Origin of the sequence: Pseudomonas sp. P9_35, assembly GCF_034008205.1 — a bacterium.
GTDB classification, from domain to species: Bacteria; Pseudomonadota; Gammaproteobacteria; order Pseudomonadales; family Pseudomonadaceae; genus Aquipseudomonas; species Aquipseudomonas kilonensis.
Genome location: NZ_CP125373.1, coordinates 5,221,635 through 5,243,197, shown reverse-complemented (window position 1 = coordinate 5,243,197; position 21,563 = coordinate 5,221,635). Strand labels below are relative to the sequence as shown.

Genomic DNA, 21,563 nt, shown 5'->3' with positions numbered 1-21,563 from the left:
CTTGCTCCCGCTCGGCTCTGTAGGAGCTGTCGAGTGCAACGAGGCTGCGATCTTTCCCCAGACTATTGAGTCCTGAGCGAAAGATCAAAAGATCGCAGCCTTCGGCAGCTCCTACGCGCAACCCAGCGGGAGCAAGCTCCCTCGCCACAAAAGCAGGTGCGCACCAGCAGATATCCGGTGCTTAAGCCGCGGCTATTTCCAGCGGCTCAAAACTATCCGCCCGCGCCATCTGCCACATCCGCGAATAAAACGCCCCATTGACCTCACCCGTCAGCAATTCCCCCGGCTTCAAAAACACATGCAACTGAGAGAACAACTTCACCTCGGTGGCCGACATGCGCCGTACCAGATGCTTGGGCTGCAATTGCGACGGATGCTCAAGCCCGGCGGCGGCGAGCATTTCGGCCAGGGCCTTGAGGGTGTTGCGGTGGAAGTTGTAGACCCGTTGGGCTTTATCCGGGACGACCAGTGCGCGCTGGCGCAGGGTGTCCTGGGTGGCGACGCCGGTGGGGCATTTGTTGGTGTGGCAGCTTTGCGACTGGATGCAGCCGATGGCGAACATGAAGCCGCGCGCGGCGTTGGCCCAGTCGGCGCCGATGGCCAGGACGCTGGCGATGTCGAAGGCGCTGACGATCTTGCCGCTGGCGCCGAGCTTGATCTTGTCCCGCAGGTTCAGGCCCACCAGCGTGTTATGCACGAACAGCAGGCCCTCGCGCAACGGCACGCCGATGTGGTCGGTGAATTCCACTGGCGCCGCGCCCGTACCGCCTTCCTTGCCGTCGACCACGATGAAGTCGGGCAGGATCCCGGTTTCCAGCATGGCCTTGGCGATACCCATGAACTCCCACGGATGCCCCAGGCAGAACTTGAAGCCCACCGGTTTGCCGCCGGACAGTTCGCGCAGTTGCTGGACGAACTGCATCAGTTCGATCGGCGTGGAAAACGCGCTGTGACGTGACGGCGAAACACAATCCTCGCCCATGAGGATGCCCCGGGTCTCGGCGATTTCCCGGGTGACCTTGTGCTTGGGCAGGATCCCGCCGTGGCCGGGTTTGGCGCCCTGGCTCATCTTGATTTCAATCATCCGCACCTGCGGGTCCTGCGCCTGGGCGGCGAAGCGCTCCGGGTCGAAGCGCCCGTCGCTGGTGCGGCAGCCGAAATAACCGCTGCCCAGTTCCCAGGTCAGGTCGCCACCGTGTTCGCGGTGGTAGGGGCTGATGCTGCCTTCACCTGTGTCGTGGGCGAAGTTGCCCAGCTTGGCCCCCTGGTTCAGCGCCCGGATGGCGTTGGCGCTCAGGGAGCCGAAACTCATGGCCGAAATGTTGAACACCGACGCTGAGTACGGCTGGGTGCATTGCGGGCCGCCGACCGTCACGCGAAAACCGCTGGGATCGCTCAACGGTGCCGGACGCATGGAATGGCCGATGAATTCGAAGCCGGTCTGGTAGACGTCGATCAAGGTGCCGAACGGTTTGTCGGCGCTTTCGTTCTTGGCCCGGGAATACACCAGCGAGCGCTGGGCCCGGGAGAAGGGCAGGGCATCGCTGTCGGATTCGAGCAGGTACTGGCGGATCTCCGGGCGAATGCCTTCGACCAGGTAGCGGATATTGCCCAGGATCGGATAGTTGCGACGCACGGCGTGACGGCTTTGCAGCAGGTCGAACAGCCCCAGCAGGCTCAACAGCCCGGTCACCAGCGCGAGCGGCCAAAGCCAGTCGTGTTGCAGGAACGGCAGGCTGGCCAGGGTGAAGATGACACAGCCGGCAAAGAAGGCGTAACGACTCAGCAAAGACAGGCTCATACGGTTTCCTTGGGGGGAGCGATTGGCGAGACATTAGCTTGGAATGCAGCTTGTGGCGAGGGAGCTTGCTCCCGCTGGGCTGCGAAGCGGCCCCAATTGGATCGCTGCGATCATTCAGGTAGACCGCGTCAGCCGGTTTGCGACGGCTGCGCCGCCGAGCGGGAGCAAGCTCCCTCGCCACAGGGGCTGCGTATTGGCTGGAATCACAGTTTATGAGCGCCAGAAAAACCTGTGGGAGCGAGCTTGCTCGCGATGGCGGTTGCACACTCAACACCTGCATTGACTGACCCACCGCTATCGCGAGCAAGCTCGCTCCCACAATTTGAACTGCCGGGGGGCTCAGCTCGCCTGCTTCATCTGCCGCACCGGCAATTCCACGCGGAAGGTAGTGCCGACGCCGACTTCGCTGCGTACCGTGATTTCGCCGTTGTGTTTTTTCACGATGCCGTAGGACAACGACAGCCCGAGCCCTGTGCCCTGGCCGATGGGTTTGGTGGTGAAGAACGGGTCGAAGATTTTCTGCAGGGTCTCGGGGGGGATGCCCGAGCCGTTGTCGGCGACTTCGATCCAGACGGTTTCGTCACCAACACCGTTGCGCAGGGTGATGGTGCCGCGCTCGGGGCCGATGGCCTGGGCGGCGTTGACGATCAGGTTCATGATCACCTGGTTGATCTGCGACGGCAGGCATTCCACTTCCGGCAACGGCGTGTATTCCTTGACCACGTCGGCCTTGTACTTGATTTCATTGGCGACGATGTTCAGCGTCGAATCCATGCCCTGCTGCAAATTGGCCATCTGCCATTCCTGCCTGGAATCGACGCGGGAGAAGTCCTTCAGGTCCTTGACGATCTGCCCGACCCGGCCAATGCCATCCTTGGACTCCTTGATCAGCAGGGGGATGTCCTCGACGAGAAAGTCCAGCTCCACCTGTTCACGCAGCTTGCGCAAACTCACCACCAGTTCCGGCGAGGCGATGGCCTCCTCGGCGCTGCCGTAGGCGCTGAGCATTTCCTGGAGTTTGCCGAAGTAGCCGTCCAACGCTCCCAGGTTGGAAGAAATGAAACCGATCGGGTTGTTGATTTCGTGGGCCACCCCGGCCGCCAACTGGCCCAGCGAGGCGAGCTTTTCCGATTGCACCAGTTGGGTTTCCAGCATCTTGCGTTCGTCGATCTCCATTTGCAGCAGCTCGCTGGCCTGTTTGAACGCCTGGGTGCGTTGTTCCACCAGATCTTCGAGCTTGTTCATTTTCAGTTGCGCACGGGAGGTCATTTCCCATTTGGTGGTCAGGGTGTTGGCCATCTGCTGGACTTCGATGTTGTCGAATGGCTTTTTCAGGATCAGCAAACGGTCGTGGCCGTTCAGGCGGTCGAGCAGTTCATCCCAGGAATAATCCGAATACGCGGTGCAGACCACCACTTGCAGCAACGGGTCGCGTTTCCATAGTTCTTCGATGGTCTTGGCGCCATCCCAGCCTTCGGGCATGCGCATGTCGACAAAGGCCAGGGCATAAGGACGCCCTTTTGCCGATGCCTCCAGCAACTTGTTCAGGCCTTCCTGCCCGCCATAGGCCGAGTCGAGTTCGAACACCGTGGCGGCAGGTTTTGGCGCATCGCCGAACAGCGCGCTTTCCATGTCCAGCAAGTCAGCGTTGCTGTCATCCTCCGGGGTGAGGATCTTGCGGAAATCTTCATGAATGGCGGGTGTATCGTCGATCAACAGGATACGGCGGTTACTCATGCTATTCATGGCTCACCTTCTGCAAGTTTCAGGGGCAGTTGCAGTTGGAACGTTGCCCCCGTGCCTGGCCCCTCACTATGGGCGGTGAGTTGGCCGTTCATTTCAATGGCCGCCAATGCGCAGCTGTGCAGGCCAAAGCCGTGGCCTTCCTTACGCGTGGTAAAACCGTGGGCGAAGATACGCGTCATGTTTTCCTCCGGGATGCCTTCGCCTTCATCCTTGACACTGATTTGCAGGGTCTGTCCATCGACGACGGCAGCCTTCAGGGTCATGTTCCGCGCATGGTTGGACACTCCGGCCATGGCGTATTTAGCGTTGCTGATCAGGTTGATCAGGATCAACAGCAAGCGGTGCTTGTCACCCATGATCCGCGGCACTTCGCCGTATTCCTTGATCACCGTAACATGATGGCGGGTCAGTGCGCCGGAGTTCATGCGCAGGGCATCTTCAAGCAGCTCGCTGACTACCAAAGGTTCCAGCAGGCTGTTGGCCCCGGCATAGGATTGCTGGGTGGAGACGATGTCCTTGATGTGGTCCACGCTCTTGCTCAACTGGGCCAGTTCGTCGGTCAGGCCCTGTTGCTCGAGCGCGATGGCCTCGACCAGTTGGTTGAGGTAGCCGGGCAGCAGCTTGCCTTTGGCGTCCTCGGTGAGAAAGTGCCCGAGGTCATCGGCGTGCTCGTTGAACAGTTGCATCGCCTTGCCCAGCCCCAGGGCCTTGCTGCTGCGCAGTTTACGGCTGACCAGGTCGGCGGAGATGTTCACGCTGTTGAGGACGTTGCCGACGTTGTGCAACACGTTGGTCGCGATTTCCGCCATGCCGGCCTGGCGGGCGGTGTCCATCAATTCACTCTGGGTGTCCTTGAGCTGGCGGGTACGCTCCTCGACCCGTTGCTCCAGCTCGTCGTTGGCGGTTTGCAGGGCGTTGTTGACCCGCTTGATCTCGGCGAAGCTGCGTATCAGCCGGATTGCCAGCCAGATCAGGATCAGCACCAGGACCGTGGCGAACACCAGCAGGTAAACGTGGTTGCGCTCGTATTTGGCGGCGGCTTTTGCCTGGTCTTTCTCGAGCAGTTGGGTGATGGTGTCCAGGCGACTGGCCAAGGGGATCGCTTCGATGCCCAGTAACAACTCATTGACCCGTGGCTGTTCGCGCAGGATCACCCCGATGTGTCTGCGCAGGACTTCGACGGAGTTGAGCAACCCCTCAGGCAGGCGCTCCTTGTTGATATCCAGCTGGTTCAAGCCCAACAGGACCTGGGCTGCTATCTCAGGGGAGCTGAGCTGCGCGAACTCCATGGCGCTGAGCAACAGGTCGTAAGTGTCGATGGCAACGCTCTGCAACTCCAGTTTGTACGTGTCGGGCAGCCGGGCGAACTGGCCCTGGATGTCGTCCTCGCCGGTGGGCAGGAAGGCCAGGGAGTTGCGCAACACCGCGTTATGGGATTTGAACTGTTCTACCAGACGGGTTTTTTCCTTGACCGCCTTGAGGTATTCGTCGCGCTGGGCCTCCCAGAGTGACGGCCCATGGCGCCCCGGTTCCGATTCGATGGCGTCCAGGCGCTGCCACAGGCGCGACATTTCGTGCAGGGGGGAGACCAGCGGGTCGTAGTTGTGGGTCAGGGCGATCCGCGACTTGAGTACTTCGTTGTCCCAGATGGCGTCTTGCTGCTTGAGCAGGCGGATCAGGTCCCGGGACTCAATGTACGAGGCGGCCTGCTGGGCCCCTGAATTGATGTACATGAACAGCAGGACCGATGCCAGCAACAGACCGATGAATGCAAGACCGAGGCGACGGAGAGTGGTCATAGAGGCTTGCCCTCCGATTCGCCGGTCAGGGTCTTGAGGAACTCGACGATCAGGGTCGTATCGTTCTTGAGGGGCTCACGGCCCAGTTGGTACTTGAACATGACCTCCACCGCGTGTTCCAGGGTCGGCGCCGACGCGTCATGGAAATACGGGGCGGTGACGGCCACGTTGCGCAGGCTCGGCACCTTGAAGACCTGGCGGTCGGCCTCATCGCCAGTGATGTTGTAGCGTCCTTCGTCGGCTCGGGTGGGGTTGCCCCGGTCCTTGATGTAGTCGCCCATGACCCCGAACTTCTGGAACATGTTGCCGCCGATGTTCACGCCTTGGTGGCAGGCGATGCAGCCGTACTCCTTGAAACGCTGGTAACCGAACTTTTCCCGGGGCGTGAGGATGTCGGTATTGCCCTGCAGGTATTGGTCGAAGCGCGAATTGGGTGTCTGCAAGGTGCGCTCGTAATCGGCCAGGGCACTGCGGATATTGGGCTCGTTCACCCCGTCGGGGTAGGCCGCCTTGAAGTCCTTGCTATAACCCGGGTCATCGGCGATGCGCTTGACCACCGATTCCCAGGTATTGGCCATCTCCGTGGGGCTGATCACCACGAAGTGCACCTGTTCTTCCAACGTTTCGACGCGGCCATCCCAGAACTGATGGAAGTTCAGCCCGGCATTGAACACGGTGGGTGTATTGACCTCCACGGGCTTGCCGTCGAACCCCAGGGAAAACGGCTTGTCGTCGGCGCCGCCCTTGTCCAGGTGATGGCAACTGGCGCAGGACAGGGTGTTGTTGACCGACAGTCGCGGGTCATTGAACAGCCGAAGCCCCAGTTGGACGCGCTTGGGGTCCAGGGCCGGAACCGGTGGCAGGGGTTTGAGGGGTTCGTCCAGTGGTTCGGCGTGAGCGGTCACGCTTGATCCCACGAGCAGGCCGAGAGCCAGAATCAGTCCATGTAACGCCATGGGATGCTTTCCTTGAAACTTTGGTTGATAACACTCAGGTGTTCACGAAAACGGGTTCTGGCGTTTTTCCCACTCGGTCATCCAATCGGCGAAGGCCTGCGGTTCGACGGCCTTGCTGAAGTAATAACCCTGGACCTCCTCGCAGTGGTGCTGTTTGAGAAACTCAAGCTGCTCACGGGTTTCCACCCCTTCGGCAATGATGTGCAGGTTCAGGCTCTTGCCCAGGCTGATGATGGTGCTCACCAGCTTGGCGTCGTTGCTGTCGATGCTCAGGTCACCGACGAACGACTGGTCGATCTTCAACACATCCACCGGAAATTTCTGCAAATAGCTCAGGCTCGAATAGCCGGTGCCGAAGTCGTCGATGGCCAGGCGAATCCCCTGCTGCTTGATGGCCTTGAGGATGGCGACCGTGGTATCGACGTTCTGCATCAGGACGCTTTCGGTGATCTCCAGTTCCAACTGTGTCGGAGCCAGGCCGGTTTCCTTGAGGGTGCGGGCGATGCCTTCGACGAAGCCGCGCTGGCGAAAATCGATGGCCGAGACGTTCACCGACAGGTACAGCGGGCGCATGCCCTGGGCTTGCCAGCGGCAGGCCTGCTGGCAGGCTTCCTGCAACACCCATTGGCTCAGCGGAACGATCAGGCCGCTGTCCTCGGCCACCGGAATGAAATCCGAGGGATAGACCAGGCCATGATCCGGCCTGTTCCAGCGCACCAGCGCCTCGACACCGACCACCTTGCCGCTCTTGAGGTCGAGCTTGGGTTGGTAATGCAGCACGAACTCCTTGCGTTGCAGGCCCAGTCGCAGGCCGGATTCGATGGTCTGTTGCTGACGGGCCCGGCGGTTCATGTCTTCGGTGAAAAACCGGTAGTCGTTGGGGCCGGTTTCCTTGACGTTACGCATCGCTGTCTCGGCTTTCTTGATCAGCGCCACGGCGTCGAAACCGTCGGAGGGGTACACGCTGATGCCCAGGCTCGCGGTGACGGTCAGGTCATGGCCGTCGATGGGTTGCGGGGAACTGATGGCCGCCAGCAGTTTGTCGGCCACGCCTTTGGTCTGTTGCGGGTCGACCACATCTCCCAGTATCACCACGAATTCATCGGAACCGTAGCGAAACACCGAATCGGATTCGCGCACTACGGTCGCCAGCGCCCGGGCCACGCGCTTGAGCATTTCATCGCCCACGGGATGGCCCAGCGCGTTATTGATACGCTTGAAGCGGTCCAGGCCGATGAACATCACCGCCAGCTGCCGATCGTGCCGGCGGCACTGGGCCATGGCCTGGGTCAGCCGATCGCCGAGCAACATGCTGTTGGGCAGTTCGGTGAGCACGTCGTATTGCAGCAGGTGGGAGACCTTGAGCAATTCCTGGACGCGCTCTTCGATCGTGCGTTCCAGGCTGCGCATTTTTCTCGCCGCATCCTGGGCCAGCTGCCATTTCCAGGTCATGGCGCTGGCCATCTGGCGGATTTCCAGGGTGTCGAAGGGTTTCTTGAGGATCAGCAACTGATCGTCGAACTCGATCCGTTCGGACATGGTTTCCCAGGTGTAGTCCGAGAACGCCGTGCACAGGGCGATTTGCAGGCGCGGGTCGGCCTCCCACAGCGCCTCGATGGTTTGCAGGCCGTCCCAGCCCGGTGGCATGCGCATGTCGGCGAACACCAGCGCATAGGGCTGGCCTTCGGCCTGGGCGCGCTTGACCAGTTCCAGCGCTTCCTCGCCCTGGTAGGCCGAGTCGATCTGGAATTGCAGCCGGCTGACCTGTGGGGTGCCGAACAGCAGGCTCTCGGTATCGTCCAGTGAGTCATCGCTGCCGGCGCTGGGGCTGAGGATCTTGCGAAAGTCCTGATGGATCGCGGGCGTGTCGTCCACCACCAGGATTCGCCGGTTGGCAGGTACCGACATGGGGTTCATGGATTGCTCTCCGATAGCTGGCTCGCCGGTCGGGTCCAGTGGTCTGTCGCGGGAATGATGGTGCCGGCCTTGAGCAGTTCGGCGGCCTGGCCGCTGTCGACCACGGTGCTGAAGTAATGCCCCTGGGCCTGCATCGCTCCACCGCTGGACATCAGCGTGGTGCGTTGCTCCTGGGTCTCGACACCTTCGGCAATGATCCCGATGCCCACGTCCCGGGCGAAGTTGATGATCGCCCGCAACGTCGTGGCGTTCTCGGGGTCGGCGTTGGCGCTGTCGAGGAAACGCTGGGCGAGCTTGAGGTGATTGACCCGGTAGGTCTTGAGGTAATCGAACGAGGAGTACTCGGTGCCGAAATCATCGATGGCGATCTGCACGCCCAATTCACAGAGACGCGGCAGCACGTCGTTGTGGGTCCACTTGGTCTGGGCCAGGGTGGCTTCGGTGACGTCGAAGCGCAGGTCCCAGGGCGCCAGTTCCCAGCGCGCGGTGGTGCGCAGCACGTCGTAGATCAGTTCCGGCCCGGTCTTGAGCTGGGTCAGGGACAGGTCGATGGCGATCACGGGAGGCGCCATGCTCTGGTCGCGCCACTGGCGCATTTGTTGGCAAGCCTGGTCCAGTACCCAATGCCCCAGGCCGATGATGATCCCGGTTTTCTCGGCGGCGGGCATGAAGGCCGCCGGTTCCAGCCAGCCACGTTGGGGGTGGTTCCAGCGTACTTGCACGCCCATGCCGAGGATCTTGCCGGTGCCGAGGTCGACTTCCGGCAGGTAGTGCAGGTGCAGTTCGTTGTTTTCAATGGCTTGGCGCAGGTCATTGGCGAGGGCGACCCGGTCGGTGACTTCCTGGTTAATTTCCTCGTTATGGAAGTGGTACTGGTTGCGGCCCTTTTCCTTGGAGCGGTACAGGGCCATGTCGGACTGCGCCATCAGGCTGTCGGCACTCAGGCTCTGCGGGGTGTACAGGGCGATGCCGATGCTCACCGAGATCCGCACATCGTTGCCGTCCAGGGAATACGGCGCCACGAGGGCATCGCGGACCTTGCCCGCCAACGCGGCGCAATGGGTCGCTTCATGGACATCCAGTTGCAGGAGGGCGAACTCGTCGCCGCCCAGGCGCGCCACCACGTCGTTTTCCCGGGTGCAGGCCTTGATGCGAGCGGCGACCTCCTGCAACAGCAGGTCGCCGATGGGGTGGCCCAAGGTGTCGTTGATGCGTTTGAAGTGGTCCAGGTCCAGGTAGAACATCGCAAACGGTGCGGCACCCCGACGAGCGGCGGCGAAGGCCTGGTGCAGGCGCTCGATCATGGTGGCGCGGTTGGCCAGCCCGGTCAGGCCGTCGGTGCGGGCCAGCAGGGCGATTTTTTCTTCGGCCAGCTTGCGTTCGGTGATGTCGAGGATGATGCCTTCTATTTCCAGCAACAGGCCTTGCTCGTTGCGCACCGGAATGTAGCGGTTCTCCACCCAGCGGAACGTGTCGTCGCCGGTGTGCATGCGGAACTCGATGGACGCCCCTGCGGAATCGCGGTCCAGGACGCGGACCATGGCCTCATGGACCTTCTCCTGGTCGTCGGGGTGGATCAGGGTTTGCGCCCAGTCCGGCGAGTTGGTCAGTTGCGCTGCGGAATGGCCGAACTTGGTGATGTTGTGGGAGATGTACATCAATGCGAACGGTGGCTCGCCCCGCAGGCGATAGAGAATGGTCGGGCTGTTCTGCACGATGATGTTGGCGTCGGCCAGTTCGCGGGTGCGTTCCTCGACCGCGCGCTCGAGCATGTCCATTTTCAGCGCCGCGTCTTCGGTCATCTGCCATTTGACGGTCAAGGTGCAGGCCATCTGGCGGATCTCGATGGCATCGAAGGGTTTTTTCAGGATGAGCAGGCGATCGCCCAGTTCAAGGCGGTCGGCGATGTCTTCCCAGGAATAGTCCGAGTAGGCGGTGCACAGGGCCACTTGCAGCTTGGGGTCGGCGCGCCACAGCCGCTCGATGGTTTCCAGGCCGTCCCACCCCGGCGGCATGCGCATGTCGATGAACGCCATGGCGAAGGGTTGCCCTTGAGCCAGTGCCGTTTCGACCTTGTTCAGGGCTTCCATGCCCTGGAACGCCGAATCGAGCACGAAACTCGTGCCGGAGACCGCCACGGGCGAGCCGAACAGTGCTTCTTCGGCGCTGCTCAGATGGTCATTGGCGTCCGCCTGGGGGCTGAGGATCTTGCGAAAATCCTCATGGATGGTCGGTGTGTCGTCGACGATCAGGATCCGCCGATTGGTTTTATCCAATGGCAGGCTCATGGCCGTGCACCACTTTGATGCTGACTATAGAACCCTGGGAACATCTGATATCCCTTTCGCTGGCATGAGTATTCGGCCTGTACTTGGCCCTTCATGGGATACAGCATAGTCGTCTCATCGGGATACGCTCGGCCAGTGATGGCAAATGTGTCTAAATGTTCGCAATCTACTAGCCTGTATTTCGGGGGTAAGGTAGAACGGTTGTCGTGAATAGGAGGGGGGTTTCAAATGGAAGATCAATCGCCGGATGTTCCGGTAAGGAAACCAGCGGTGCTGTTGGTCGATGACGAAGAGTCGATCCTCAATAGCCTGCGTCGGCTATTGCGCAGCCAGCCGTACGAGATTCTGCTGGCCGACAGTGGCGCCAAGGCCTTGGAAATTCTCAAGGAGCGGCCGGTCGACCTGGTGATGACCGATGCGCGCATGCCGAACATGGATGGCGCCACGCTGCTGGCCGAAATCCGCAAGCTGTACCCATCGACCTTGCGCATCCTGCTCACCGGTTATGCCGATGTGGACATGATGACCAAGGCCATCAACGAGGGGCAGCTCTATCGCTACCTCAGCAAGCCCTGGAACGATGAGGAACTGGTGCAGGCCTTGCGCCAGGCCCTGTCCCACCAGCATTCCGAAAGCGAGCGCCAGCGCCTCGAAGCGCTGAACCGCGAGCAGAACCAGCAACTCAAGACCCTTAACGCCACCCTGGAAAAACGCGTGGCGTCGCGCACCTCCGAGCTGCAGCAGACCGCCGACATGCTCGATTTGGCCTATGACGAGCTCAAGCGCAGTTATGTGACCAGCACCGAGGTGTTTTCGCTGATCGCCAACCTGCGCCTGCCCAAGGCCAAGCAGACCAACCGGCAGATCATCGAGTTGATCAGGGTCTATAGCCGGCTGCATTTCCTCGATGAGTCCGCCGACCGCGACCTGACCATGGCCGCGGCGCTCTACAACATCGGCAAGCTGAGCTGGACCGACAACATGATGGTCACGCCTGCCGACTTGCTGCACCACAACGAACTTGAGCTCTATCGGGCCTATCCGAAGCAGAGCGAATCGCTGCTGATGACCCTGGACCCGATGAAGGACGCGGCGCGGATCATTCGCCATCACCAGGAGCGTTGGGACGGCAGCGGTTTCCCCGAGCACCTTCGGGGCGAGGCCATTCCGTTCGGTTCGCGGCTGTTGAAACTGGCGGTGGACTTCATCGAGCTGCAGCGCGGGTTGATCCTGGAGCGGCAGATGAACAGCGACGAAGCGCTGGTCTACATCCGCAAGTACGCGGGCAAGCTGTACGACCCGGATATGATCGAGGATTTCATCCAGGCGTGTGCCGAATACCTGGAAGACGTGACCCTGTCGGACCCGACGGTACAAGTCTCCACCACGCGCGAGTTGACCGCGGGGATGATCCTGGCGCGCAACCTCAATGCCGACAACGGCATGTTGCTGCTCAACGCTGGCAAAATCCTGAGCGGGCCGTTGATCGAAAAACTCATTGCCTTCGAAGCGATGGAGGGGGCGCGGTATAGCGTGTTCGTCAAGATCCCCGAAGAGCAGGCCGACCCTACGGCGCCGAAGCCGATTTTGGGGTGACTGGGGTCTGGGTTGGGTTGGGTTGGGTACATATCCGTTGCTGCGGTAACGGCGGCTTAGGGTTCCGCCCTGACGGCGGGTCACTTTTGGAAGAGCCGGGAGCCGGACCAGCCAAAAGTAACCAAAAGCGCTTTGCCCCACCACTCGGCACCTCGCTCAGGCTCGGTGTGCCCTCACTCCGGCATTGCTCCGTGGGCCGCCGCGAAGGGCCATCCATGGCCCAGCGCGGCTACCTCGGCATCCATGCCGAGGTGCCCACTGCGCAATGCCTGCGTTCGGCCATCGTGGTTAACGGGGCGCCCGAGATCAACGTCCACCGCGAGGCGGCCTAACAGCCGACCTGGTTCTCCCGGTCGTACACCCGTCAGATCTGTGGGAGCAAAGCTTGCTCGCGAGGCGGCCTTACAGCCGACCTGATTCTTCCGGTCGTACCCCGATCCCATTGTGGGAGCGAGCTTGCTCGCGAAGGCGGCCTAACAGCCGACCTGTCTCTGGCGGCTGTACTTCAATCCAACTGTGGGAGCGAGCCTGCTCGCGAAGGCGGCGGCACATTCAACATGGATGCAAGCAGACCCATCGCTATCGCGAGCAAGCTCGGCTCCCACAGGGATCGGCGGTGGACACGGATCTTATAAACGACCAAAAACCTGTGTGGGAGCGAGCTTGCTCGCGATGGCGGCCTGACAGCCGACCAGGATTGTGGGAATGGTCGGACAATCCTCCGGGTTGCAGCAGATTTTTCCGACGAACTCTGGCGGTTGCCGGGTGGGAAGGGCTGTCGCTAGTCTTTTCCCGTCGCTGCAAATTCAGCGGCCGGGCTTGGAAACCCGATAAGTAGACGGCGCGAAAGCGCCCTTCATGACGTATGCTTGCGGTCGTTTTTTGACCATGCTTTCGTTATGGCGGCTGTGCGCGGGAGACCTTCGGGTCTGTCGGGCTCGTTTACCCCGGTTTTCCAACCTGCGTACGGCTGCCACCCCTCGCTTGGAAACGAACGTGGCAGCTCCAACCTGTAGACGGAGTGTCACCCTATGTTCAAAGCCACACCCAATCCCCCCGAAACCGATCCCCAAGAACTCGATGAAGCCGCCAAGCGCGCCATCGACCATTATCTCGACCCCAAGCCTCAAGCCAAAAAGAAAAAGCCCTCAGGTCAACTGTTCACCGTCGTGGCCGGTGTCGACACCGAAAGCCTGCTGGCCAACCTCAGCGAAACTTTGGCCTCAGCCGATGCCATGGTCAGCGACCTTGCCTTCGACCTTAAAGGCTCGCGACGCCATGTTGCCCTTGGCATTCAGCAACTGATCGAGCTGGGCGCTTTATTGGCGAATCGGATGCTGGATAACGTCAATACACAACCCTGACCACACCGCGCGCAGAAGCGAGAAGGCTCGCTTCCACAATTGGACCGGAGTACGACCGGGAGAGCCAGGTCGGCTGTCAGGCCGCCTCGCGAGCAAGCTTTGCTCCCACAGATCTGATGGTTCCCACAGATCTGATGAGGTGTACGACCGCAAGAGCCAGGCCGGCTACTAGGCCGCCTCGCGGTGGACGTTGATCTCGGCGCCCCGTTAACCACGCTGGCCGAACGCAGGCGTTGCGCAGTGGGCACCTCGGCATGGATGCCGAGGTAGCCGCGCTGGGCCATGGATGGCCCTTCGCGGCGGGCCCACGGAGCAATGCCGGAGTGAGGGCACACCGAGCCTGAGCGAGGTGCCGAGTGGTGGGGCATGAGCGTTTTGCTTACTTTTGCGCTTCTCAAAAGTGAGCCGCCGTCAGGGCGGAACCCTAAGTCGCCGTGACCGCAGCAACGGATATACACACCAACCCCAATCGGTCGAAACTGACCACAGGGAAACTGCGCTGATTTTTAGTCCCGCACCAGACTTTGCTCCCACCCCTACGCGCTGTAATCTCCCCGCCATTTCCCGGCCAAGGCTTCGATTACCCATGACCACTTCCCTCATCCGCATCGCCGCCGCCCTGTTGCTCGGGCCCGACGGTCGAACCCTGCTGGTGCGCAAGCGCGGCACCCGGGCCTTCATGCAGCCGGGCGGCAAGATCGAGGCCCATGAACAACCGGTGCAGGCGCTGGCCCGCGAGCTGGAAGAAGAGCTTGGGTTGCAGATCGACCCGGCACAGGCCCGTTACCTGGGCGTGTTCAGCGCGCCGGCGGCCAACGAACCGGGGTTTACCGTGCAGGCCGAGGTGTTTTTGCTGAGCATCGACGCCCCGGTTTCGCCGGCTGCCGAAATTGAAGAGGTGTGCTGGATCGACCCGGTCCTCGACAGCAATCTTTTGCTGGCACCGTTGACAGGCGAGGTGATCCTGCCGTTTTATCGAGCGACACTTCTCGCTACCTGCTGATTCACGCCTCAAGGACTGATGCTCATGATTCCATTGCCGGACCTGTTGATTTTCGCCGCCGCCGCGTTGCTGATGGTACTGACGCCCGGCCCGAACATGATCTACCTGATCTCCCGTTCGATCTGCCAGGGCCGCAAGGCCGGCGTCACCTCCCTGCTGGGGGTGGTGGCGGGGTTCTTCGTGCACATGTTCGCCGCGGCCGCCGGGTTGACGGCGGTGTTCCTGGCGGTGCCCGTGGCCTATGAAGTATTGAAATGGGCCGGTGCGCTGTACCTGTTGTGGCTGGCCTGGCAGGCCGTCAAGCCGGGCGCGCGTTCGCCTTTCGAGGCCCAGCAGTTGCCAGCGGACTCGACGCGCAAGTTGATCACCATGGGCTTTCTCACCAGCGCCCTGAACCCCAAGATCGCGGTGTTCTATCTGTCGGTGTTCCCGCAGTTCATCAGCCCGGAACACGGTTCGCTGTTCACCCAGAGCATCATCCTCGGGCTGACCCAGATCAGCGTCAGTTTCAGCGTCAACCTGTTGATCGCCCTGTTCGCTGCCGGCATTGCCTCGTGGTTCGTCCACAACCCGACCTGGCTGGCGGCGCAGCGCTACTTCATGGGGTTTGTCCTCGGTGCGCTGGCGTTGCGCCTGATGTTTGAGCAACGGCGTTCGGCGTGAGCATCCGACGGTTGAGGGCCGGCGATGCCCAGGCGTATCGCCAGCTGATGCTCCAGGCATACGCATTGCACCCGCAGGCCTTCACCTCCAGCGTCACCGAGCGGGCCAAGCTGCCTATCAACTGGTGGGAGTCACGCCTGGGCAGCCGGCTCGATGTGTTGTTGGGGGCGTTTGTCGAGCAAGAGCTGGTCGGCATCGTCGGCCTGGCCCTGGAGCCTCGGGAAAAAGCCCGACACAAGGCGCTGCTGTTCGGCATGTACGTCGCCGATGAACAGCGCCACCGCGGGCTCGGCTACCAACTGGTCCAAGCCGCCCTCGCCGAAGCCCGGCGCCATCCCTTCCTGCGCCTGGTGCAACTGACCGTCACCGCCGGCAACGACCCGGCGCTCAAGCTCTACCAGCGCTGCGGCTTCGTCCTGTATGGCCTTGAGCCGATGGCGATCTGCGTGGGCGACGAATACCACGACAAAATCCATATGTGGCTTGAACTTTGAGCTGACCACTGATTTGAGTGATGGAGCTTTTGTGGCGAGGGAGCTTGCTCCCGCTGGGCTGCGCAGCAGACCCGTTTTGTGGCCGCTTCGCGCCCAAGCGGGAGCAAGCTCCCTCGCCACAAAAGCAGTCAGCGCACGGCACTGACACCATCCAATGTCGAAAACGACGTGTCCTTGGCCGTCAGCAAAAAGTCGCGCATGTACGGCGCGTCGAGCATGTCGGTGCGCACCGCCGCGTACAGCGTGGCAAACAAGCCTTTCTCCCCCAGCCGCTTGGCCTTCACGTAGCCCCGCGAGCTGTATTCATGCAGGGCCCAGTGCGGCATGCCGCAGACGCCGCGACCGCTGGCCACCAGTTGCATCATCATCACCGTCAGTTCAGAGGTGCGCACCTGGGCCGGTTCGATGTCGGCCGGTTCCAGGAAACGGGTGAAGATGTCCAGCCGGTCGCGCTCCACCGGGTAGGTGATCAGGGTTTCGCTGATCAAGTCCTCGGGCACGATGTAGGGCTTGCCCGCCAGTCGATGCTGGTTGGCCACGGCGAGCATCGCTTCGTAGGTGAACAATGGCACGTAGGTGATGCCGGCCAGCTCCAGCGGGTCGGAGGTCACCACCAGGTCGAGGTCGCCCCGGGCCAGGGCTGGCAACGGCGCGAAGGCGAAGCCCGAGGCCAGGTCCAGTTCGACTTCCGGCCAGGCATCGCGGAACTGGTCGATGGTTGGCATCAACCACTGGAAGCAGCTATGGCACTCGATGGCCATGTGCAGCCGTCCGGCGGTGCCGCCAGCCAGGCGGGCGATGTCCCGTTCGGCGCCGCGCAGCAAGGGCAGGGCGGCATCGGCCAGTTGCAACAGGCGCAGGCCGGCGCTGGTGAATCGTACCGGCTTGGTCTTGCGCACGAACAACTGCATGCCCAGGCGCTCTTCCAGTTCCTTGAACTGGTGGGAGAGGGCGGACTGGGTCAGGTGCAGGCGTTCGGCGGCTTCGACCAGGCTGTCGGCTTCGCGCAGGGCGTGCAGGGTCTTGAGGTGACGGAGTTCAAGCACCGGAGTTGCTCCATGAGTAAAACTTGTGATCAACACGAAAAGGTTGAGTTTGTCTCATGCAGGGTCTGCTGTCGACAATGGCGCCATCTTTTACAGGAGGACGCACACCATGGCCCTGGCCCACACCCTCGGTTTCCCGCGCATCGGCGCCGACCGCGAACTGAAAAAAGCCCTCGAAGCCTACTGGAAGGGCGACCTGGCCCCGGCCGCGTTGCAGGCGGTGGGTCGCGAACTGCGGGCCCGGCACTGGCAATTGCAGAAAGACGCCGGCATCGACCTGCTGCCCGTCGGCGACTTTGCCTGGTACGACCAGGTGCTCAGCCACTCCTTGACCCTGGGCGCCGTGCCACAGCGTTTCCACAGCACCTTGAATGCCCAGGGCCGGCCGACCCTCGACACCCTGTTCGCCATGGCCCGTGGCGCCACGACCAGTTGCTGCGGTGCCGACCACGGCCAGGCGCAATACGCCCAGGAGCTGACCAAGTGGTTCGACACCAACTACCACTACCTGGTCCCGGAGTTTTCCGCCGACCAGACCTTCGCCCTGAGCTGGGAACAGTTGTTCGACGAAGTGGACGAGGCCCATGCCTTGGGTCATCAGGTCAAACCGGTGATCATCGGTCCGTTGACCTACTTGTGGCTGGGCAAGGCCAAGGGCGAGGCGTTCGACAAGCTCGACCTGCTGGAGCGCCTGCTGCCGGTCTACGGTGAGATCCTCAACCGCCTCAAGGCCCAGGGCGTGGAATGGGTGCAGATCGACGAACCGATCCTCACCCTGGACCTGCCCCTGGCCTGGAAGAGCGCCTTCGAGCGGGCTTACCACATCCTCCAGTACTCGCCATTGAAAAAGCTCGTCGCCACCTATTTCAGTGGCCTGCAAGACAACCTCGGCCTGGCGGTGAGCCTGCCAGTGGACGGTTTGCACATTGACGCGGTACGTGACCCGGAACAACTGGGCCAAGTGCTGGACCGCCTGCCGACCTACAAGATTCTCTCGGTGGGCCTGGTCAACGGGCGCAACGTCTGGCGCTGCGAACTGGAACAGGCGCTGGCGCAATTGCAACCGGCCCAGGAGCGCTTTGGCGACAATCTCTGGGTCAGCACCTCGTGCTCGCTGCTGCACAGCCCGGTGGACCTGGAGCGCGAAGACCAGCTCGATCCGGAACTCAAGAGCTGGCTCGCCTTTGCCGTGCAGAAGTGTGGTGAAGTCGCGGTGCTGCGCGATGCCCTGAACGATCCACAGGCCCCCGCTGTGCAGCAGGCCTTGGCCGATAGCCGCGTGGTGCAGGCCAGTCGCGCCAGCTCGGCGCGCATTCACAAACCCGCGGTCCAGGCGCGCCTGGCGGCAATCGGGCCACAGGACAGCCAGCGGCGTTCGCCGTTTGCCAAACGCATCGAACACCAGCGCGCCCGTCTGAAACTGCCGGCCTTTCCCACCACCACCATCGGCTCCTTCCCGCAGACCCCGGCGATTCGCCTGGCGCGCCAGGCCTACAAGCAAGGCAAGCTATCGGCCAATGACTATCAGGACGCCATGCACACCGAGATCCGCCATGCCGTGCAGATCCAGGAACGCCTGGGCCTGGACGTGCTGGTGCACGGTGAAGCCGAGCGCAACGACATGGTCGAATACTTCGCCGAGCAATTGGACGGCTACGTCTTCACCCGTTTCGGTTGGGTGCAGAGCTACGGTTCGCGCTGCGTGAAACCGGCGATCATCTATGGCGACATCAGTCGGCCGAGCGCCATGACCGTCGACTGGATCCGCTACGCGCAAAGCCTGACCGACAAGGTCATGAAAGGCATGCTCACCGGTCCCGTGACCATGCTGATGTGGTCGTTCCCCCGCGAAGACGTGTCGCGCCAGGTCCAGGCCCGACAACTGGCCCTGGCCCTGCGCGACGAAGTGCTGGACCTGGAAAAGGCCGGGATCAAGATTGTGCAGATCGACGAGGCGGCGTTCCGCGAAGGGTTGCCGCTGCGTCGCGGGCAATGGCAGGAGTACCTGGATTGGGCGGTTGACGCGTTCCGTTTGTGCGCGTCGGGGGTGGCTGATGAAACCCAGATCCATACCCACATGTGCTACAGCGAATTCAATGATGTGATCAAGGCCATCGCCGACATGGACGCCGATGTCATCACCATCGAGACCTCGCGTTCGGACATGGAGTTGCTGGAGGCTTTCGAGGCGTTCGACTACCCGAACGACATCGGCCCGGGCGTCTACGACATCCACTCGCCACGGGTGCCGGACACGGCCGAGATGGTTGCGTTGATGAGCAAGGCGGTAAAACGGATCGCCGCCGAACGGCTGTGGATCAACCCCGACTGCGGGTTGAAAACCCGGGGCTGGCCGGAAACGGAAGCAGCACTGGTGAACATGGTGGCGGCGGCGCGGCAGTTGCGTAGCCAGCTGGCCTGAGACTCGGATGTTGTGGCCGAGCACCATGTTTCTGGCAAGGGAGCTTTTTGTGGCGAGGGAGCTTGCTCCCGCTGGGCTGCGCAGCAGCCCCAAAATTCCATGCCTTGATCATATTTCGAGGTTGAAGCGTTTTGGGACCGCTTCGCGGTCCAGCGGGAGCAAGCTCCCTCGCCACAGAGGGCCCACATAGCTTCAAAAGTAACCATTCGGCAATCTTCATCAAACTGTCACGCAACTGTGGCAGCGCGCTTGAACAAACTTCATCAGACTCGCGCTCTACTGGGGTTCTGCGTTTCGGTGTTTCTTCATGCGTGTATTCATTTTCCTGGCCGCGTTGTTTTTCGGCCTGCCGTCGATGGCGGCTTCTCGGTGTGACATCAATGTTGCGACCCAACGGGTCGATCTGGATCAGGTGAGCCTGGCCTACCAGAGCGTTGGTCGTGCCTCGGATCCGGCGTTGTTGCTGGTGATGGGCCTGGGTGGGCAGTTGATCCATTGGCCGGACGAAGTGGTGGTCGCCCTGTGCGAGCAGGGTTTCCGAGTGATTCGCTACGACAACCGCGACGTCGGCCTGTCCACCTGGCGCCAGGCCCCCGGCAGCGCCAACCTGACCTTCGAAGCCCTGCGCTACAAACTCGGCTTGCCCGTGGCCGCGCCTTATACCTTGACCGACATGGCCGACGACGGGCTGGGGCTGATGGACGCCTTGCAGGTGCAAAGCTTCCACGTATTGGGCGTGAGCATGGGCGGGATGATCGCCCAGCACATGGCCGCGATGGCGCCGCAGCGGGTCGAAAGCCTGACCCTGATCATGACCAGTTCCGGGGCCGAAGGCTTGCCCGCACCCAGCGCCGCGCTGGTGCAGTTGCTGTCGCGGCGCAGTGCGCCGGATCGTGAAGCGGCCCTGCAGCAGCAGGCCGATCTGCTGGCCGCGTTGGGCAGCCCGATGGTGGTGGATGATCGCCAGGTGCTGCTGCATCAGGCCGCCGTGGCCTATGACCGGGCCTTCAACCCCGAAGGCGTGAAGCGCCAGATCATGGCGATCATGGCCGAGCCGAGTCGGGTGGCACTGCTCAATCAACTGCGGGTGCCGACGCTGGTGGTCCACGGCACCGCCGACCCTTTGCTGCCGGTGATGCACGGCGTGCATCTGGCGGCGCATATCCAGGGCAGCCAGTTGAAGCTGATCCCGGGCCTGGCCCATCGTTTCCAGGAGGCGTTCAAGGCGCCGTTGCTGGGGGCCGTGTTGCCGTATCTGCAGCAGCACCGCGAAGACACGTCGCACTGGGCGCAGATCGAGCCGGTGCAGGCGCCTAATCTGCTCTGATAACCCTGATGGCTTGAGGCCTGCCCGGCTTTTGTGGCGAGGGAGCTTGCTTCCGCTGGGCCTGTAGGAGCTGTCGAGCGAAGCGAGGCTGCGATCTTTCCCCTGGCAATTGAATCAAGAGCGAAAGATCAAGATCAAAAGATCGCAGCCTTCGGCAGCTCCTACAGTGCAACCCAAGCGGGAGCAAGCTCCCTCGCCACAGTTTCATTCACCCTTGAAGGGGGCAGTTGCTACCGCGCCCGTGCCTGCTCCACCAACCACCCCATCAACTCCTGCAACGGCCCTGACACCTGGGGTTTGTGCGGATGCACCAGGTGATAACCCAGCCCGGTCTTGACCTTCAGCTCGAACGGCATCACCAGCCGGCCGGCGCTCAGGTCGTCACCGATCAGCGACCAGTCGCCAATCGCCACGCCCGTGCCTTGGGAAGCCATGGACATCGCCAGGTCCAGGGTTTCGAAATGCTGGCCCTTGCTGACATTGCTCAAGTGCACATCGGCTGCCTTCAGCCAGGCGTTCCAGTCGCGCTCGTCACGGGTGGGGTGCAACAGCAGGTGTTGTTGCAGGTCGGCGGGTTCACGCAGCGGCACCGGGCCTTCCAGGATCGTGCGGGAGCAGACGGGCGTCAGTTGTTCATCGAACAGATGCACGCACGCCAGCGAGGCGTCGGGTGGTGGGCCATAGACCACCGCGGCGTCGAAGGCTTCGCGCTGGAAATCCACGCCGTGCCTGACCGTCGTGGTCAATTCCACCGGCACGTCCGGCCGTTCCTTCTGCCATTGCAACAGGCGCGGCAGCAGCCAGCGCATCACGCAGGTGGGGGCCTTGAGTTGCAGGGTCTGGCGTTTTTCGCCGACCTGCTCGACCGCGTCCCCGATCAGGCTGAACACCTGCTGCACCCGGGGTAGCCATGCCTGGCCTTCGGCGGTCAGGCTCAGGCCGCGTGCCTGGCGCTGGAACAGCGCATAACCCAGGTGATCTTCCAGCCCGGCGATCTGCCGGCTCACCGCGCCCTGGGTGATGTGCAGTTGTTCGGCGGCCCGGGTGAAGTTGCAGCATTGGGCCGTGATCAGAAACGTGTGCAGCGCCGGCAGCGGGGGAAGTCGTTTCATTTCGGATCCAAGCCATGACGTGAGGACAT

General features: G+C 62.0%; 16 protein-coding genes and 1 pseudogene. 8 read left to right on the top strand and 9 right to left on the bottom strand.

From position 1 onward, the window contains the following. Positions 1-181: 181 nt before the first annotated feature. The 7 genes and pseudogenes from QMK47_RS23205 to QMK47_RS23180 form a co-directional block, all read right to left on the bottom strand. A complete protein-coding gene (locus QMK47_RS23205; protein WP_253477684.1) occupies positions 182-1,801 on the bottom strand; it encodes an FMN-binding glutamate synthase family protein in 1,620 nt (539 codons plus the stop codon). Between the two features lie 339 nt (positions 1,802-2,140). Next, a complete protein-coding gene (locus QMK47_RS28810; protein ID WP_413817783.1) occupies positions 2,141-2,575 on the bottom strand; it encodes a sensor histidine kinase in 435 nt (144 codons plus the stop codon). 291 nt (positions 2,576-2,866) lie between these two features. After that, positions 2,867-2,953 (bottom strand): annotated as a pseudogene (locus tag QMK47_RS28805) (hypothetical protein); the annotation flags it as partial. Positions 2,954-3,543: 590 nt separating this feature from the next. Continuing rightward, a complete protein-coding gene (locus QMK47_RS23195; RefSeq protein WP_320389388.1) occupies positions 3,544-5,346 on the bottom strand; it encodes a DAHL domain-containing protein in 1,803 nt (600 codons plus the stop codon). Further along, on the bottom strand, positions 5,343-6,302 hold the full coding sequence (locus QMK47_RS23190) for a cytochrome-c peroxidase (RefSeq protein WP_320389387.1): 960 nt from the start codon (positions 6,300-6,302) through the stop codon (positions 5,343-5,345). The genes QMK47_RS23195 and QMK47_RS23190 overlap by 4 nt, the downstream gene beginning before the upstream one ends. 42 nt (positions 6,303-6,344) lie before the next feature. Next, positions 6,345-8,219 carry a putative bifunctional diguanylate cyclase/phosphodiesterase gene (locus QMK47_RS23185; protein WP_320389386.1) on the bottom strand — a complete coding sequence of 625 codons (1,875 nt, stop codon included), beginning with the start codon at positions 8,217-8,219 and terminating at the stop codon, positions 6,345-6,347. Then, positions 8,216-10,507: an EAL domain-containing protein gene (locus QMK47_RS23180; RefSeq protein ID WP_320389385.1), complete on the bottom strand. Its 2,292-nt coding sequence runs from the start codon at positions 10,505-10,507 to the stop codon at positions 8,216-8,218. Before QMK47_RS23180 ends, QMK47_RS23185 begins: the two co-directional genes overlap by 4 nt. Positions 10,508-10,735: 228 nt before the next feature. Between QMK47_RS23180 and QMK47_RS23175 the strand changes: the two genes are divergently transcribed. From QMK47_RS23175 to QMK47_RS23150, 6 genes are all read left to right on the top strand, one after another. Next, entirely contained in the window at positions 10,736-12,103 is a 1,368-nt protein-coding gene (locus tag QMK47_RS23175) for an HD domain-containing phosphohydrolase (protein ID WP_320389384.1), read from the top strand. Positions 12,104-12,294: 191 nt separating this feature from the next. Further along, positions 12,295-12,435 carry a hypothetical protein gene (locus QMK47_RS23170; RefSeq protein ID WP_258691296.1) on the top strand — a complete coding sequence of 47 codons (141 nt, stop codon included), beginning with the start codon at positions 12,295-12,297 and terminating at the stop codon, positions 12,433-12,435. 699 nt (positions 12,436-13,134) lie between these two features. After that, the gene (locus QMK47_RS23165) at positions 13,135-13,467 is read left to right on the top strand and encodes a DUF6124 family protein (protein ID WP_253477662.1); all 333 of its coding nucleotides are present in this window, start codon (positions 13,135-13,137) and stop codon (positions 13,465-13,467) included. A gap of 586 nt (positions 13,468-14,053) precedes the next feature. Then, on the top strand, positions 14,054-14,470 hold the full coding sequence (locus QMK47_RS23160) for an NUDIX hydrolase (RefSeq protein WP_253477659.1): 417 nt from the start codon (positions 14,054-14,056) through the stop codon (positions 14,468-14,470). 24 nt (positions 14,471-14,494) lie between these two features. Further along, complete coding sequence (locus QMK47_RS23155; RefSeq protein ID WP_013694135.1) at positions 14,495-15,133, top strand: LysE family translocator; 639 nt, start codon at positions 14,495-14,497, stop codon at positions 15,131-15,133. After that, on the top strand, positions 15,130-15,627 hold the full coding sequence (locus QMK47_RS23150) for a GNAT family N-acetyltransferase (protein ID WP_100264215.1): 498 nt from the start codon (positions 15,130-15,132) through the stop codon (positions 15,625-15,627). Before QMK47_RS23155 ends, QMK47_RS23150 begins: the two co-directional genes overlap by 4 nt. Before the next feature lie 128 nt (positions 15,628-15,755). Here the strand turns inward: QMK47_RS23150 and metR are convergent, their stop codons facing one another. Continuing rightward, positions 15,756-16,673, bottom strand: coding sequence for a transcriptional regulator MetR (metR, locus tag QMK47_RS23145; protein ID WP_058546066.1), 918 nt, complete (start codon positions 16,671-16,673; stop codon positions 15,756-15,758). A 109-nt stretch (positions 16,674-16,782) separates the two neighbouring features. On the opposite strand from metR, the gene metE reads away from it, so the two are divergent. Then, on the top strand, positions 16,783-19,095 hold the full coding sequence (gene metE, locus QMK47_RS23140) for a 5-methyltetrahydropteroyltriglutamate--homocysteine S-methyltransferase (RefSeq protein WP_320389383.1): 2,313 nt from the start codon (positions 16,783-16,785) through the stop codon (positions 19,093-19,095). A gap of 307 nt (positions 19,096-19,402) precedes the next feature. After that, complete coding sequence (locus tag QMK47_RS23135; RefSeq protein WP_214509379.1) at positions 19,403-20,422, top strand: alpha/beta fold hydrolase; 1,020 nt, start codon at positions 19,403-19,405, stop codon at positions 20,420-20,422. A 230-nt stretch (positions 20,423-20,652) separates the two neighbouring features. On the opposite strand, the gene QMK47_RS23130 is transcribed toward QMK47_RS23135, so the two are convergent. After that, a complete protein-coding gene (locus QMK47_RS23130; protein WP_320389382.1) occupies positions 20,653-21,534 on the bottom strand; it encodes a LysR substrate-binding domain-containing protein in 882 nt (293 codons plus the stop codon). Between the last annotated feature and the right edge of the window lie 29 nt (positions 21,535-21,563).

What these genes read in the sequence shown, in the direction of transcription:
- QMK47_RS23205 (WP_253477684.1), bottom strand. Translation starts at nt 1,801, where the DNA reads ATGAGCCTGTCTTTGCTGAGTCGTTACGCCTTCTTTGCCGGCTGTGTC.
- QMK47_RS28810 (WP_413817783.1), bottom strand. Translation starts at nt 2,575, where the DNA reads ATGGATTCGACGCTGAACATCGTCGCCAATGAAATCAAGTACAAGGCC.
- QMK47_RS23195 (WP_320389388.1), bottom strand. Translation starts at nt 5,346, where the DNA reads ATGACCACTCTCCGTCGCCTCGGTCTTGCATTCATCGGTCTGTTGCTG.
- QMK47_RS23190 (WP_320389387.1), bottom strand. Translation starts at nt 6,302, where the DNA reads ATGGCGTTACATGGACTGATTCTGGCTCTCGGCCTGCTCGTGGGATCA.
- QMK47_RS23185 (WP_320389386.1), bottom strand. Translation starts at nt 8,219, where the DNA reads ATGAACCCCATGTCGGTACCTGCCAACCGGCGAATCCTGGTGGTGGAC.
- QMK47_RS23180 (WP_320389385.1), bottom strand. Translation starts at nt 10,507, where the DNA reads ATGAGCCTGCCATTGGATAAAACCAATCGGCGGATCCTGATCGTCGAC.
- QMK47_RS23175 (WP_320389384.1), top strand. Translation starts at nt 10,736, where the DNA reads ATGGAAGATCAATCGCCGGATGTTCCGGTAAGGAAACCAGCGGTGCTG.
- QMK47_RS23165 (WP_253477662.1), top strand. Translation starts at nt 13,135, where the DNA reads ATGTTCAAAGCCACACCCAATCCCCCCGAAACCGATCCCCAAGAACTC.
- QMK47_RS23160 (WP_253477659.1), top strand. Translation starts at nt 14,054, where the DNA reads ATGACCACTTCCCTCATCCGCATCGCCGCCGCCCTGTTGCTCGGGCCC.
- QMK47_RS23155 (WP_013694135.1), top strand. Translation starts at nt 14,495, where the DNA reads ATGATTCCATTGCCGGACCTGTTGATTTTCGCCGCCGCCGCGTTGCTG.
- metE (WP_320389383.1), top strand. Translation starts at nt 16,783, where the DNA reads ATGGCCCTGGCCCACACCCTCGGTTTCCCGCGCATCGGCGCCGACCGC.
- QMK47_RS23135 (WP_214509379.1), top strand. Translation starts at nt 19,403, where the DNA reads ATGCGTGTATTCATTTTCCTGGCCGCGTTGTTTTTCGGCCTGCCGTCG.
- QMK47_RS23130 (WP_320389382.1), bottom strand. Translation starts at nt 21,534, where the DNA reads ATGAAACGACTTCCCCCGCTGCCGGCGCTGCACACGTTTCTGATCACG.